This window comes from Bacillus cereus group sp. BfR-BA-01355 (assembly GCF_022663675.1).
GTDB classification, from domain to species: domain Bacteria; phylum Bacillota; class Bacilli; order Bacillales; family Bacillaceae_G; genus Bacillus_A; species Bacillus_A thuringiensis_S.
Map to the genome: position 1 here is coordinate 1 of NZ_JAKUFY010000066.1, position 14874 is coordinate 14874.

Below are 14874 nucleotides of genomic sequence, written 5' to 3' on the forward strand. Positions count from 1 at the left end.
CATTAATTGACATGGAGACGCTAATCTGTGAGTCTTTAGCCACTTTATACTGTATACATCCAGTATTTGTTCGGGAGTTAATTTTTCTTTTTCTTCAATGGTCCATTTCAATGCTTCTAATGCTTTTTCTTTTGTCCAGAAGTTATTGGGCGTCATAAGAAATTCCCATTCTTTAAAACGACTAGGGTACAGATCGTTAATCATTGCAAACGGACTACTATTCCAGTACATAGCCAGAGGGGCACTAAGTTTGTTTTTCTCCAACCATTTTTTGCCGTATACGCGTAAGAGCTTTTCGTTTGATAGACCTTTTTTTTCTTCAATCATCCATTTCAAAATCGTTAATGCCTTTTCTTTCGTCCAAAAATTTAAAGGAGTCATACCAAACTCCCATTCTTTAAACTCACTTGGGTATAAATCATTTATTGCTTTAAAAGGGCTATTTTCGTATCTATGTTTGAGTAATCCTCGTAATTTATACTTTACAAGTAATTGAGTGTTCCATTTTTTTCTGATGTCTTCCTTATCCCATTTTAAGATACTGTGTAATAAATATGTGATTACTCTGCGGGCGAGCTTATTATCCATATCTTCTTTCCAAGTATTCGGAGGGAATCGTTTCCGTTTTCCATCCAATATTTCTTGATAAATATCTTCTATGGCAACGACTTTTATTGACAATATGTAAATCCTCCTACATTTGTATTTATACAGTATGAACATTCGAATTAATATATCTATATTATATAATTTAAATGAAATCATCATTAAAAACAATATATATATTAGTTTTTTCTAAAAAATCCGATCATTTAACTAATTAATATTTGTTTAAATTTTCTTTTTTTGTTATATACTTAATTAACATCATTATATCTGTATATTAGGAGTGTATTTTATGGAGAAGCTTAACAAAAGCGATATTATTCACACCGTTCCGCAAAATGGTTTCTTTGGACATCCCAAAGGACTATTTACTTTATTCTTTACAGAATTTTGGGAGCGATTTTCTTACTACGGAATGAGAGCAATATTACTTTACTATATGTACTATTCCATTTCTAAAGGTGGCTTAGGGATGGATCACGCCACAGCTGCATCCATTATGGCTATCTATGGTTCGTTAGTTTACATGTCTGGCATTATTGGTGGGTGGATTGCTGACCGCCTATTAGGTTCAAGTAGAACAATATTTTGGGGTGGCGTTTTAATAATGATTGGTCATCTCATCTTAGCTCTACCAGGCACGGTTAGTACATTATTTATCTCAATGGTATTTTTAGTACTTGGAACAGGGTTATTAAAACCGAATGTATCTAGTATTGTTGGTGATTTATATAGCGAAACAGACACTAGACGTGACTCAGGTTTCAGTATTTTCTATATGGGTATTAATTTAGGGGCTCTATTATCTCCGTTTGTGATTGGAACACTCGGCCAAAAGTATAACTTTCACTTAGGTTTTGGTGTGGCTGCAATTGGTATGTTATTTGGATTAATTATGTATGTTCTTACGAAAAAGAAAAATCTAGGATTAGCAGGAACGCAAGTACCAAACCCTTTAACAGACAAGGAAAGAAAAAAGGTCCTTATACAGTTTAGTATTGGTATTATCGCAATTGCACTAGTTTGTGTTTTAACAATTCCAACAGGTATTTTAACGATTGATCGATTTACTTTACTTGTAAGTATCTTAGGTATTCTAATTCCAACAGGCTACTTTGTCTTTATGTACCGTAGTCCAAAGACGACAAAAGTTGAAAAATCTCGCTTAATTGCTTACATACCACTATTTATCGCTGCTACAATGTTTTGGGCGATTCAAGAGCAGGGAGCCATCATCTTAGCTAGTTATGCTGATCAACGTACGCAGTTAAACTTTGCAGGATTAGAGGTTCAATCTTCATGGTTTCAATCTTTAAACCCTATTTATATTGTTTTACTAGCACCAGTGTTTGCTTGGCTTTGGGTAAAGCTGAATTCACGCCAACCAAGTACAGCAAATAAATTTGCTATCGGTTTATTATTTGCTGGTTTATCATTCTTAGTGATGATTATTCCTGCATATATCCATGGTACCGAATCCCTTGTTAGCCCAATTTGGTTAATAATTAGCTTCCTTTTAGTCGTAATCGGGGAACTTTGTTTATCACCTGTCGGCTTATCTATTACTACAAAACTAGCACCAGCAGCGTTCTCTGCTCAAACAATGAGTCTATGGTTCTTAACGAGTGCATCTGCACAAGCTATCAATGCGCAGCTTGTTCGATTATATAATCCTGAAACAGAGATTATTTATTTCGGTGTAATTGGCGGAATATCCATTGTTTTAAGTGTTATTTTATATTTCATGGCTCCAAAGATTCAGGTACTTATGAAAGGGATCAAATAATAGAACTGTGCCAAAAACTTGTTACCATGCAGGTTTTTGTGCACAGTTTTTTTAGTGTTTTATCTTATGTAAAACTAGCTCCTCTTAAACGAAGAAATGGACTAATGTACTTAATGTTTTGGTGAGAAAGAACGTTTGCATTTACGAAAACATTCATGCTAAGAGTTTGCCTAGTATAGGAGTGTATAAAAAATAAATAGAGTTATTGAAAGAAAGGAAATAGGGTTGCTTTGTGAGGATAAAGTTCAATATTTTCTTACTTCTAATAATAAGTCATAACGTAAATCTTACATATATATCCTATACATTTTAAAATCCCAACAAATTGATTTTTACAAATGGTACAATTAGGAAAAGAGAGGTGAACAGGTAATGGACAAAAAATCAGGTTGGTTTTATATCATCGGTTTAACATGGCTTGCAAGCATTACATTACTTTGGGCAAACATTGCCAAATTGATTCCAAATCAAGTTGCTTCCCTAAGTATCTTTATCGTTATGACTGTCATTGCACTGGGAGCCAGTCTGAGGGGGCTTTATCGGCTTAAAAAGAAAAAATATTAAGGGCGGATCATGTCTTTCTCAAAATGGGAAAGGGTTTGCTGTGCAACAAAAGCTTAATTGTATTAAGTGTAGGAGGAATTCGGGTGGATAAAGTACAAAAAAATAAAAATAAAAACCTGTTGTTATTGATTTATCTTAGTTTAGGATTGAATCTCATCACAGCTCCGTTAGCATTATTTATAGGTGGGATGGCAACAGACCCTCCAGACAGTACTCAACTTGATTTTTTGAAAGGGTTTCTCTTCATTCAAGCAATACCACTTTTTATACTGTTTATATTTTTGGCTTGGTACTCTATCCGTAAGAGTAAATATGCTTATGGTGGAATAGCCTTTTTTTGTCTATTATCATACTAGGTACCCCTATTGTTTGGATATATGATATGTATAATTCTTTCGCTAAGAAGGTCTTTTTAATACCTGATGGTTACAAAGGATGTGTGGGTGTCCTTCATAATATCAAGGATGCACCACCTCTAAAAATTGAAGATAAGAAAATTATATATCAAGTAACTAAAGATGGACTATTGAAAACATCATCGAATGAAAGGATTGGTAAGGAAAGTGACCTTGATTCTGGGTGGAATAACGTAGAATTCTATTATATAGACAAAAGCGGAAACCAAGTTAAGAGGTTAGAAGAAGGCAAAGATATTAACAATGCATCAGAAATATCGGCATCAGGATTACAAACCTTGCAATTCATTGTAGGAACAAAGAAAGAAGCAGAAAAATATCCACAATTCTCAATGTGTTTTAACGAAAAACAACAACGACAAATTGATCAGAAGTAAGTCATATATTCATATGGATGATTAGGAGGAAGCATTTGTAGTAGCCTCAAGTCGAGAGCATTCCGTAACTAATATGTTTTATACATCTAATCCTATTTAATAGGGTGGCTTTGAAAGATGGAACTTCCACATTCGAAAATGATGTAAATAAGTTGTCCAAATGGGTAGCTTATTGTTTGTTTTCGAGTTACTTCCATATCTAAGCTAAATATCTATGTAGCAGAACTAAAAAAGACGCCATAAGGCGCCCCCAACTTGGGTTAATGAGGTTTTAGTTTTCCAATCTAAAGAAATATTGTATCAGCTCACAAAGAGAGTATATCATAACATCCAAGAGAAATAATATGCATTCCTACATATTGAAATAAATCTTTTATTCTTGCACTGATGGACCAGAAATAGCAAGATGTGAAGCAAATAAGCGCTGTAAAAATATCAAGTCTAGGATGTACTTACTTGCAAACAAACACAAAAGATAATAAATATATTACATATAGAAAGCAGATTATGACTCTACCTGCTAGTAAGTATATCGCATCGGAACGTATGTTTGTTTTTAGCTCTCGCAACAAGCATAGTATTATTTTTTTAGTATAAATGGAAGTGCAGCTGCTAGTTGTGCAGTATGATGGGCAAAGAGACGAAATCCTAGATTTGGCGATTATAGCATTGGAATGACGGGGAGATTGTACGAATTTCGTTTCACAAGCTGTTAATGCGAATGTTGGGGACGTTATTCAATATCAAAGTGATGTAACCGGCCATAAATGGCATAGTTCAATGGTTACAAAAAAATCACCAGGCAGCTTCCAAATTAATCAGCATACTTCCGACCAAGAAAATGATGAAATTGGATATATTTTAGAATCTGAACCTTCTCTCAAAAGAGGTGGCATCTTTTGAGAGAAGGTTGAAACAATAAAGAGAATAATAGATATGTCAGTATCACGTTTACGGAATCATTAGTATCACAAAAGTCATCACGCAATGTTGATTGCATGATGGCTTTTGTTGTTTTTTTATTTCTTTGTCGCATTGACCCATGTAGCGATGTCCTGGATGATATAAGCTGGAACATTTGAAGGGACTTCGTATTCACTAGGGTGACTTAATTCCCCGTCGCCCTCCGTGAAGAGGTGATTCAATTTCGGATATTCTTTAAACTGAACATTACTGCGACTTGAAAGACCTTCTTGCCATCTCGTAAACTCTTCTTTTACTGTTACTTGATAATCACGTGAACCTTGTAGAATCAGTAATGGCTCTTTTCGTGATTTCGCTTCCTCAACTGGATGCCAACGGGTCACATCATACATGAAATGTGGAGAAAGATAATTATAACCAGCTGGTGGGTGATCTGGATTAAAAGTAGGATCCTCAATATAAGCGAATTGTTTATTTAGTTCATCAATATACTCCTTTGGTGCCCCAAGGTACTGATACTGATCAAGGAGCATGTCAGTAAAAGGACGTGCAGGTGGTGCCATTAAAATACTTCCTCTTACAAGTGATGAAGGTGCTTTGCTTAGTATACGTGGCATGGTGCCAGCACCTTGGCTATATCCGAGAATGAAAATGTTATCTGGGTCAATACCTTCCTGCTGCGCTGCTGATTTTGCAGCATAGATGGCATCATCTGTAGTATCTCGGTCTAACGTAGCAGGTTCTGCAGTCATTTTAAAACCGTGTTCTAAGGAACGTTTCTCGTAACGTAACACTGCGATACCGCTTGATGAAAGACCAGCTGCAAGGTCTCTAAAGATTTTAGCTCCCATAAATGTACTGTCACGATCTTGCGGACCAGAACCGTGAACAAGTACAACAACAGGTGCTTTTTCGCCAGGTTTATGTTTTGGAACCGTTAATGTGGCTGGTAACGGGTATGTAGCATTTCCAATTACGATTTCACGTTCTTGGTAGGAATCAGGTCGGTCATAGCTAGGATTTGGGATGGTATAAGATTTCTCTGGCCCAGTCCTTACGCCAATTTCATCAACTTTGCCACCAGGCGTGAATTTAAGGAGTAATGGAATAGTAGTTCCTTCGATAGCTCCTGGAACTTCAACTGTTTGATGGACCAAGTTTCGTTCTTGTATAACAGGTGTTCCCATACTTGTAATCCTGCTTCCTCCACTTTGGGTCCACCAACTTTGTAATATGTTTGCCGTAAATTTGGATTGAAAAGCAGCAGACGTCAATTGAAGTGCCTCTGAATATTTATCTTGCTGGAGATATTCAAAAAATAAAGACGTACACTCCGTTAAAGAGACTGGTTTCTTTTCTGCAGTTTGTACCTCTTGTGTATCTGCATGAATCTTCGTTGTAAGTGAGAAAGAAGAAACACCTAAAGAAAAGAGTAAGGCAAAAGAAAGTACTGATTTTTGTAATTTCTTTTTTTTCATCCTGTTTAACCTCCAAAATGTAATGGTATAAAATAGGTATGGTAACTAGTGGAATGTTTCCCTATTGAGGATTCGGTGCATGTAAGAGGGAATCCTGCATACATATCATAAAAAGCCTGTTTGAAAGAGTAGAGGCGTTAAGCAATGGATTTAAACATAAATGTTTGCTAAATCATAGAAATTGATAGTTTTCCCAACAATGATTCCAATCCCGTTATGGTGTAAGGGAAGAAAAACTAAAAGAGAGGGAAGCATACGATGAAAAAATTTTTGTGGTTCATTTCTACATTGTGCATGATTTTAGGGTTGGTAACGGGGGCAGTAGCAAAGATGACACTGGAATTGTGCAGGTAAGATAAGGAAAGTATCCATAACGGGTGCTATTTTCTCAGTTACATAGAAAATACATATTAAACGTGGATTTGAACAAAAATGGAAATTTTGATTAAAGGATTCTATATAAATAGATAGAATCTAATTATTTGGTACACATTTTAAACCAAGGGGTACAAATTCGATGCGATGTGAAAAGGATTTGTTGAAACAATGGAAGGCGGATTTACAAGCTGTTCAAGAAGAGAAGAGGTTGAAGAAGAAAGCTAAGAAAAAAAATAAGAAATATAGCATTCCTGGTAATACAGCTGACTTTATGGATGGCAAGAATACTTATCGTAAAGAAAATGGGGTATGGAAGCAAAGGAATAAATAATATGTGGATAAATAATTATCAAAACAAACGAATACCAAATTAAGATGTGCTAACGAGAATGGATATACCTTGCTAAACAACTTGCGTATATAAGGGAAAGCCTAAAAAGTACGGTGATAAAAACCCTAAAATGGAGCAAGTTTTTGAGCTGCCTGTTAATGACGAAGAAAATAGATATAAAGTTAAGTAGGTATGTGAAGTTAATGGTGTAAATCGTAAAGTTCTTTATAAGAAGGAAAAAGAAAAATGGGTTATGTAGAAATTAAAGTAGAAAATCCAGCGCTATTTTATATTTAAAAAATGATTTCTCATATTATATATTCTTTTATGTTAATATCAGATAAAAAAGGATGTATTAATTTTGGGTATATACTTAATAGGTTTAGGGATATTTATTATTTGCTTGACCTTCATTTATGAAATTAGGGAAGTAGAAGGTGGAAGTTTAAAAGAAAAGGTTAGGTTAACTTTTGAACATCTTGTCGACCTTATTTCCTTAGATTTTAATTTTCCACAACTTTTCATATTATTAGGGGTAGGCTGCATCGTGTATGGTCTTGTTATTATGTAGAAAAAGAGAATGAAAAGCATCTAAATAAGATGCCTTTTTACTTTACAAAAAAATTGCAAATCTGCAGTTTCTCCTGATAATGCTTTAATTAAGTAAGTCCCGAAAAAATAATGTAAAGACTTGAAAATGAGTTTAAGAGTTTTTGTTAATTCATTCTGCTCTATAATTTTTATTTTTAAGCTTCTTTCTAATATCTATAAATCCTATAATCATTATTGTTATGCATATTAACTTGAGCCAACGAAACTCCTGGTGGAACATTAGACCGGAGAAGAATTCATAAGCGTATAATAAACCGATAATTGGGAATAGCCAAGTCATAAATTTCAAATCTTTTAGATGAAACTTATAATTATTAATCTTTTTCCACATATGTATCAACTCCTATTTTCCTGACATTCTGTAGTTTTTCTTGATAATATCTCGCATGTTTAGGATAAAGAATAGAAGGAAAATTAAGGCTATGATTCCGTTAACCCAGTAGTATGTATGTCCTGTTGTGAATCTAGTATAGAAAGAAAGGGAATTCCAAACTAAAAGAATTGTTGAACAGATAGTAGAAATTAATAATGAACCAAAACTTCTCATGGTTGTCACCTCGATTCGAAATGATAGTGGGTATTTATAATTATAACATTTGAATAAAAAGATTTAAAAGGGGGGATGTAATTAAATAATATAAAGTAATAACTGTGAGGCGGGGAAGATGGATAGGTAGCAAATTCACTGATTTTTTATTTTAATTAGAAAAAGGAATCTTGAAAGATTCCTTTTTCTAATTCCGATATATCTTAATCGCATATAAGTAAAGACATGAAATATTATATAACAATAAAAAAATATGAACAATAGTATTTTAGTTAACAAAAGGAGAAGTTATACATATTACTTCCTATTAGTGCATAGATTGATGGGCAATACGTAAAAAAATTCTATAAGTCAACATCTTAGGAGTTTAGTAGGCTCATTTTTCGGCTTAATTTTCTTATAATCTTTATTCCCATAAAACAAAAGAATGCTCTTAAATAAACATAAATAGGGTAATAGAAGAATTAAAAAAACTCAAACTCATAACTTCGCACGAAATACCAATTTTACGAACAATAAGATGTATAAATAAAAATCTAATACAGTATTTAGGGGTTTCGAGCTCGTTAGCATGAATCTCCGTATATTGGTATGTGTTTGTATAATTCATATTTTATATAGAAATTATCAAATACTAAATTACTCATTACAAAATTTTATAGTAAATTACATTTAAATTTATAAAAGTTTTTCTTATGTTGATCTATTTAACTCCTTATAATCATGATTAAATTAACCAATTCATGTTAGATAACGAATTTTAAACTGTTTTCATATATTAATTTTTTGTATGAATTTATATATAAAAATTGTTTTATTTTACATACATTTATATGTAGTTTTTGCACTGAATTTTATGGTCTTATACAAATTTATCACTTAGTTAGCTATAATTTTCATTTGACTAACTACACTATACCATTCAGTTTTGAACATATTTTAGTATTTCATAATTTAATTATGTAAATAAGTTTGTGTAAAAATTGAATTTAACGCGAACTTGTGTTCGCTTCTGTTTTCTGTTATATTATATATGAGGTGATTTTTATGGACTACAGCAAGCAACGTCAAAAATCCGTACATCGTAAAAAATTATACGAAAATCTAAATGAAATGCCCTTTTACATAGAAGAATTTGTGGAGTACAAAGAATTGCATGATGCCTCTCCCTCCACCCTACTCAATTATGTATATGATTTTAGAGTCTTCTTTAATTGGCTATTATCTGAACAAGTTATTGAATTAAAACCCATTAAAGACATATCCTTCGCTGATTTGGAGAATTTAAAGAAAAAAGATGTTGAAAACTTTATGAGATTTCTAAAACTACAACAGAACATGCAGAATTCTTCTGTTAACAGGAAAATTTCAGCCTTAAAATCTTTATTTAAATACCTTACCTCCCTATCAGAGAACGAAGATGGAGAATGTTATTTTTATAGAAATGTAATGGCTAAAATCGAAATACATAAAGATAAAGAAACATTAAATGCCCGTGCAAAACGTATGAGATCTAAAATATTTCATAATAATGATGATCAAGAGTTTTTAAATTACGTTAAGTATGAGCACGAAAAATCTTTAACAAAACATCAGTTGTTCTATTTCCTAAGAGATAAAGATCGCGACGTAGCAATCCTCTCTCTTTTTCTTGGCAGTGGCATTCGTGTAAGTGAATTGGCGGATCTTCGTATGGAAGATATAAACTTAAAAGAAAGACTCATTGATGTAATCCGAAAAGGAAACAAAGAAGATTCTGTATGGATTACCCCAATTGCATTAAATGATCTTGAAAAATATATGGAAATTCGAGATAACAAATATGCTCCAGGGAAAGAATTAAAAAATGTGTTTTTATCGAAGTATAAACATACTGCACAGCCTCTTTCGGTTAGGGCTATCCAAGATATCGTAGAAAAATATACTAAGGCCTACGGTAAAAGAATGTCTCCTCATAAATTAAGACATACATTGGCAAATAAATTATATATGGAAGAAAAAGACTCGTTACAAGTGATGCAGCAACTTGGGCATACCAGTCAAGATACAGCTTTGCTATATACACAACTTGGGGAAACAACTATTAAAGATAGTTTAGGCAGAATAGGAAAGAATAAGGAATAAAAGTTCAGCAATTTTGTGTTGTTGAACTTTTATTCCTTTACATGCTTAAGATTTAAACGCTATTTATTATTCGTTTTAAATTTGATTTTATTATGTAAAAAATACATAATTTGAATCCTTCTATAATTGGTATATACAGACTCTCTCTTGATGGATATAAATGAAAATTTTAGATTCCTACAATTGTTGGTTACGTTAAACACGGATTTAATGTAAAATTGCTTCTTATTATTAACAGCTTCTCTAGACTTTATATGGACCTCTTATTTCCCTCTACTCTTTCAATATAAAATACAAACTTAAAATTAGATTACGAATAACTCTTTTATTACTATTTATGTTTATAACTTGTGTAGAGCAAATTTAAGTAAAGAATACAGAGTCAATAATTTTGGTTCTGATGCAAAAACACTTCACTACAACCATAGAACCGCAATATCCTGTTAACAGGGAGATTAAACAGCTAATCCAAACAATCTATGAATGAATTCAGCTTCATTTCGGGCAGATTTCACCCTTTAGTGAAGTTGCCCTTTTTTCATCATATGCATAGCTTCGATGCCACTTAAAATTAAAGTAGCTGTACGAAGTGACTTCAATCCTAACATAGAACGAACTCGCTTCTTGATAAAACGATGATCTTGTTCCACTATGTTATTCAAGTATTTCTGTTGTCTAAGTTGCATACCGTCAGGTATGCTTTTCTCCTTTTTCAACTGTTCAATTGCTATAGGATAAGCTGGATTCTTATCCACCGTAATGACGCGAGGTTTAGAAACATGAAAAGACCGCAAAGCTTTCTTGAAGAAGCGCTTTGCAGCCTTTGTGTCTCTTGTTTCACTGAGATAAAAATCAATCGTGCTTCCTTTGGAATACACTGCACGATATAGATACATACATTGACCTTTTATTTTGATATATGTTTCATCGACTTTCCAGGAGTCATTTGTTGTCTTAAGATGACGCCGTACTCTTTCATCTAATTCCGGTCCATATTGATGAACCCAACGCATAATCGTTGTCTGAGCAATCGATAAACCGCGCTCTTTCATCCTTTCCACTACATTACGAAAACTCAAGTTGTACCGCAGGTACCATCTCACTGTTAACAAAATAATGTTTGGTTGATAAAGCTTCCATTTGAACAAACTTTCCTTTTCCATACGAATCACACACCCTTTCTAGAGTAATAGTATCAGTATGTCCAAGTTTTATAGATTTATTGTAATTATCCTGAAGTTTTTGCACCAGAATCCTATAAAATGACTCAATTTCAAAACCACTGTTTCCAATTGAAGTTATAATAATTCATTATAAAATTCTTATATTTAACTGTATTGTAACATTCGACATGCGCAAGCTATCAATTTATATGGTAACATTTACCTGTAAGACAAATTATCAATATAGGAGGCAGATTTATTATGAAAGCAAGAAAACCAAAATCATTTGTAAAACAATGTACAGGAATCGCGTTGGCCAGTATGATTGGATGTAGTGGTATTGGAGTTTTCGCAACAAGTGTAAGTGCTGCCGAGAATGCTAATCCAGCTCCTTTGAACCAATCTCTTCAAGCAGAAGTGATGACAATTACACAGTTACAAGATGCTATTCAGCATAAAAATGATCCTTTTATTAATCAGGTGAAAATATTTATTGATAAACACAAGGCAGAATCAGAATTTTTATGGGGAAAAGTGAGTACTTCATTAAAAAACGACATTGTAGACCTGCTCACAGGTGACAAAAAAAATTACTCTAATAAAATCAATAGAGCCCTTGTAAAACATTTTAGAGAGGTCCCTAAATTATTGAAATTAGCAAGTCCAGAGTTTAAAAATGAAATTATTCAATTACTAAAATACTTATAAGAATGTCTATTAAGGGTTTATATTTCAAAGGTTTTGATATTAATATTTCCATAAATTTGTATTTACAAAGCACCTTTCAGCTACTAAGATTTGTATATAAATATATAAAGAAGTTATTTGTATAGAATGGAAATAGGTTTAAATGCACATAGGGTAAATCAATCTATAGTGTATTCAGCCATGGATACACTAAAAAAACTCATGATCCCCCTTTTACTCAAGCTAGAAAGATGAAAAAAAACCTGAAGATGAATCCTTTTTAAAAGGATTCATCTTCAGGTTTTACAATTATCGTTATCACACTTAGAATAAGTGGTGTCATAGTGCTAGAAGCTCCAATAACTTCAGATTTTGTCGTTTAGTCCCCATATCTCATTTCTCCTAACTCATAAAAATAACGTTATTACTTTATATAAAATTAATACGAAATAAGGACGTTAAGTAAACGCCTTTATTTATATTATATTTCTTCCTTTAAAATATCTCATGTCTGATGCTCCTAAATCCTGTTTTCTAGAGTGTAGCTTCATGTAGAAAACTTTGCAGCAGAACCAGAATTACTAAATATCGCCTAAATTCCTTAGAAAAAAGTTAATAAATAAGCACATTGTATGGGGATTTTTTGATAACCTATGAACAGAATACTATTAACTCTGCTTTTTTTTAATTATCAACGTTTTTTATTTTATTTAGGAATAGCTGCTATACGTAAAGGTGCCCAATGGTATCCTGGTAGGGAAGTAGTTAGATAATAACTTTTATCACTTTTAGCATTTAATACAACCCAGCCATCATCTTCTCTAACTGTATTTATTAAAACACCTCTATCGTCAGCGTCTAAAGCCAAATAATGTTCTTTTCGCGTTGTACGTTGATCCTCAGAAAGATTAGGAGCAAATACAATTTGGACATCTTCCCTTGGTTTTATTCCAATTTCATAAGTCATACCATAATTTCCGTAGTTATATACCGTTTTATTATTAGATGCTTCATCTATACCTTTAGAGATATCATTGTCAGGAATCTTCCAAGGTGAATTTAAGTTATTGTTTTTAACGTGTGTATAACTAGGGCTAAAGCTAATTTGCTCACCTGCATATGCTCTCCATTTAAATGACTTTATAGCAGTAGGAAATAACCCTCTTATTTGATGTCCATCGTCTTTCAGCACTGTATTCTCTTTAATCACACGACTTGGATCTCCTTTGCCATCATAGGTCGCATAAGTCTTTAGTTCAATTCCACCTGTTACATAATCATCATTTTCGTCAGTAATCGTAATATCATACATACCCGATCCATAATATCTTTTTGTTACCGGAAACCCAACATACGTGGATTGATTTTTTGATAATGTCGCATACTTATAAGTCTTGTGGCTAGACTCTAAATATTTTTGGAAGACTTCTTGTCCTAATTTGGCACCATCACGACTTTCTACGTGAGCACGTTTTTTGAAGTTGACATTTATCTTTTTCCCAGACGTATTCTTGATATAGAAACCAACGTAATTTTCTGAATCATTATAGTTTTGGTGTGCCCAATAAATACGAAACTTACCAGTCCGATTTACTTCCGTACTATAAGCTAAAATACCCTGACGATTAAACATTTCAGGACTATTACTAACAAATAGGGGCCATTTCGTATTATCCTCAAACTCTAAAGATCTTGATACATTAGAGTAATCTTTTGGGTAGGAAATAATATCGTCTAAATCATAAGATGGTCTCAGAAGAGATTTACTAGATCGGTTGTTTTGAACTTCAGTTAAAACACTAAAATTAGCATTTTTACCTTTATTATCCTCAAAAGAATCAGTTTCTGCCTGAGCAGCACTATAAGAACTAGAAATTATGAATAGGGATAATGCTGTTGGGACTAACTTTTTAAATACTTTCATACTAAAATTCCTTTCTCTACCTATTTTTATTAAAAATACTGCTTCTGATTGTTAGCGCTTACATTTCTACTACTTGCAAATGATATGCTTTCTCCCATACCTGTTAAAGCTAAAGTGATTGCTGGAATAACTAACATTTTCTACATAATAAAAATCCCCCTTAATAATTTTTTCTGTTCACAAAGCAACCTTAACACATTTTACAAATAATGTTAGTTATTTAAATTTGATAAAATAATATTTTAATATTCTGTAATTAAAATTAGATATAGTTAATAGAATTATATAGACTTTTCTTAATGGATGTGTGGCCGCATAAGGAAATTCACTATTAATTGATTTTATTTAAAAATAAATTAAAATCACTCAAATAATGTTGCTAGTTTGCTATGATGGTAATAAATAGGATTAGGATACTTCTATGAGAGGCAGGAATTTATCATGAGTATTTCAGTAAAGAGGGGAAAGTTATCTGTACAGAAACTTGTTAAATTTTTCATTATATTGTACTCTAAGTTTTTTTATATATTTAACAATTTATTTCATCGCTATAAAACCTGCTATTATTACTGCAACATCAATAGATTATAATAGGCTGCAATTTTTTTGGCTATTATTTCTACTCATTTTAGTTTCTATGACATATGGTTTAATAATAAAAAAATTAATTCGTTATAATTCTAGATCTTCCCATTCAGTTGCAAATGAAAGTGTATTATTTATATTTAGTCATATTTTCACTGCACTTATTCTCTTTTTTATTATATCTATTTAGGCTTTTAAACGAGTACCAAGTATATCACCACAAAAATATAGTTTTTTTCAGCGTGATAAGGAAAGAGATATAGCCATCATAGGCCTCATTTTAGGTACTGGCCTTCGGGTTTCTGAGGTAGCTAGTCTTACTATTTCTATTCTAGTATTAATTTCCGTCAGAGAACCGTTAAATTGTCACTT

General features: G+C 32.5%; 15 protein-coding genes and 2 pseudogenes. 11 read left to right on the top strand and 6 right to left on the bottom strand.

The annotated features are described in order from the left end of the window. A partial coding sequence (locus MR167_RS20060; RefSeq protein ID WP_481746704.1) for a DUF4046 domain-containing protein occupies nucleotides 1-723 on the bottom strand: 723 nt, incomplete at its 3' end. Between the two features lie 175 nt (nucleotides 724-898). Between MR167_RS20060 and MR167_RS20065 the strand changes: the two genes are divergently transcribed. The 6 genes from MR167_RS20065 to MR167_RS20090 all read left to right on the top strand — a co-directional run bounded on the left by MR167_RS20065 (nucleotide 899) and on the right by MR167_RS20090 (nucleotide 4652). Continuing rightward, nucleotides 899-2392 carry a peptide MFS transporter gene (locus MR167_RS20065; RefSeq protein ID WP_097890685.1) on the top strand — a complete coding sequence of 498 codons (1494 nt, stop codon included), beginning with the start codon at nucleotides 899-901 and terminating at the stop codon, nucleotides 2390-2392. A gap of 372 nt (nucleotides 2393-2764) precedes the next feature. After that, nucleotides 2765-2956, top strand: coding sequence for a hypothetical protein (locus MR167_RS20070; RefSeq protein WP_087948251.1), 192 nt, complete (start codon nucleotides 2765-2767; stop codon nucleotides 2954-2956). Between the two features lie 83 nt (nucleotides 2957-3039). After that, a complete protein-coding gene (locus MR167_RS20075; protein WP_242315311.1) occupies nucleotides 3040-3312 on the top strand; it encodes a hypothetical protein in 273 nt (90 codons plus the stop codon). Continuing rightward, complete coding sequence (locus tag MR167_RS20080; RefSeq protein WP_242315312.1) at nucleotides 3294-3749, top strand: DUF6843 domain-containing protein; 456 nt, start codon at nucleotides 3294-3296, stop codon at nucleotides 3747-3749. Before MR167_RS20075 ends, MR167_RS20080 begins: the two co-directional genes overlap by 19 nt. A 456-nt stretch (nucleotides 3750-4205) precedes the next feature. Then, nucleotides 4206-4346, top strand: coding sequence for a hypothetical protein (locus MR167_RS20085; protein WP_242315314.1), 141 nt, complete (start codon nucleotides 4206-4208; stop codon nucleotides 4344-4346). A gap of 138 nt (nucleotides 4347-4484) precedes the next feature. Next, nucleotides 4485-4652: a hypothetical protein gene (locus tag MR167_RS20090; RefSeq protein WP_242315328.1), complete on the top strand. Its 168-nt coding sequence runs from the start codon at nucleotides 4485-4487 to the stop codon at nucleotides 4650-4652. 116 nt (nucleotides 4653-4768) lie between these two features. On the opposite strand, the gene MR167_RS20095 is transcribed toward MR167_RS20090, so the two are convergent. Next, nucleotides 4769-6151: an alpha/beta hydrolase family protein gene (locus MR167_RS20095; protein ID WP_242315316.1), complete on the bottom strand. Its 1383-nt coding sequence runs from the start codon at nucleotides 6149-6151 to the stop codon at nucleotides 4769-4771. A 517-nt stretch (nucleotides 6152-6668) separates the two neighbouring features. Between MR167_RS20095 and MR167_RS20100 the strand changes: the two genes are divergently transcribed. Next, nucleotides 6669-6860 carry a hypothetical protein gene (locus MR167_RS20100; RefSeq protein WP_199689383.1) on the top strand — a complete coding sequence of 64 codons (192 nt, stop codon included), beginning with the start codon at nucleotides 6669-6671 and terminating at the stop codon, nucleotides 6858-6860. 721 nt (nucleotides 6861-7581) lie between these two features. Here MR167_RS20100 and MR167_RS20105 read toward each other — a convergent pair. Continuing rightward, nucleotides 7582-7803, bottom strand: coding sequence for a hypothetical protein (locus tag MR167_RS20105; protein ID WP_242315318.1), 222 nt, complete (start codon nucleotides 7801-7803; stop codon nucleotides 7582-7584). Between the two features lie 12 nt (nucleotides 7804-7815). Further along, complete coding sequence (locus MR167_RS20110) at nucleotides 7816-8019, bottom strand: hypothetical protein (protein WP_097890677.1); 204 nt, start codon at nucleotides 8017-8019, stop codon at nucleotides 7816-7818. 1047 nt (nucleotides 8020-9066) lie between these two features. Between MR167_RS20110 and xerS the strand changes: the two genes are divergently transcribed. After that, entirely contained in the window at nucleotides 9067-10143 is a 1077-nt protein-coding gene (xerS, locus tag MR167_RS20115) for a tyrosine recombinase XerS (RefSeq protein ID WP_000386619.1), read from the top strand. A gap of 521 nt (nucleotides 10144-10664) precedes the next feature. Here xerS and MR167_RS20120 read toward each other — a convergent pair. Beyond that, a pseudogene (locus MR167_RS20120) lies at nucleotides 10665-11306 on the bottom strand (IS6 family transposase); the annotation flags it as partial. A 261-nt stretch (nucleotides 11307-11567) separates the two neighbouring features. On the opposite strand from MR167_RS20120, the gene MR167_RS20125 reads away from it, so the two are divergent. Beyond that, nucleotides 11568-12014 carry a hypothetical protein gene (locus MR167_RS20125; protein ID WP_086411876.1) on the top strand — a complete coding sequence of 149 codons (447 nt, stop codon included), beginning with the start codon at nucleotides 11568-11570 and terminating at the stop codon, nucleotides 12012-12014. A gap of 685 nt (nucleotides 12015-12699) precedes the next feature. Here MR167_RS20125 and MR167_RS20130 read toward each other — a convergent pair. Then, nucleotides 12700-13917, bottom strand: a complete 1218-nt coding sequence (locus tag MR167_RS20130; protein WP_242315320.1) for a hypothetical protein — start codon at nucleotides 13915-13917, stop codon at nucleotides 12700-12702. 472 nt (nucleotides 13918-14389) lie between these two features. Here MR167_RS20130 and MR167_RS33395 point away from each other — a divergent pair, with 472 nt between their 5' ends. Both MR167_RS33395 and MR167_RS20135 read left to right on the top strand, forming a co-directional pair. Then, nucleotides 14390-14692 (top strand): hypothetical protein, encoded by a 303-nt coding sequence (locus MR167_RS33395; RefSeq protein ID WP_086411878.1) that lies wholly within the window; start codon nucleotides 14390-14392, stop codon nucleotides 14690-14692. A gap of 21 nt (nucleotides 14693-14713) precedes the next feature. Continuing rightward, nucleotides 14714-14871 (top strand): annotated as a pseudogene (locus tag MR167_RS20135) (tyrosine-type recombinase/integrase); the annotation flags it as partial. Nucleotides 14872-14874: the final 3 nt, after the last annotated feature.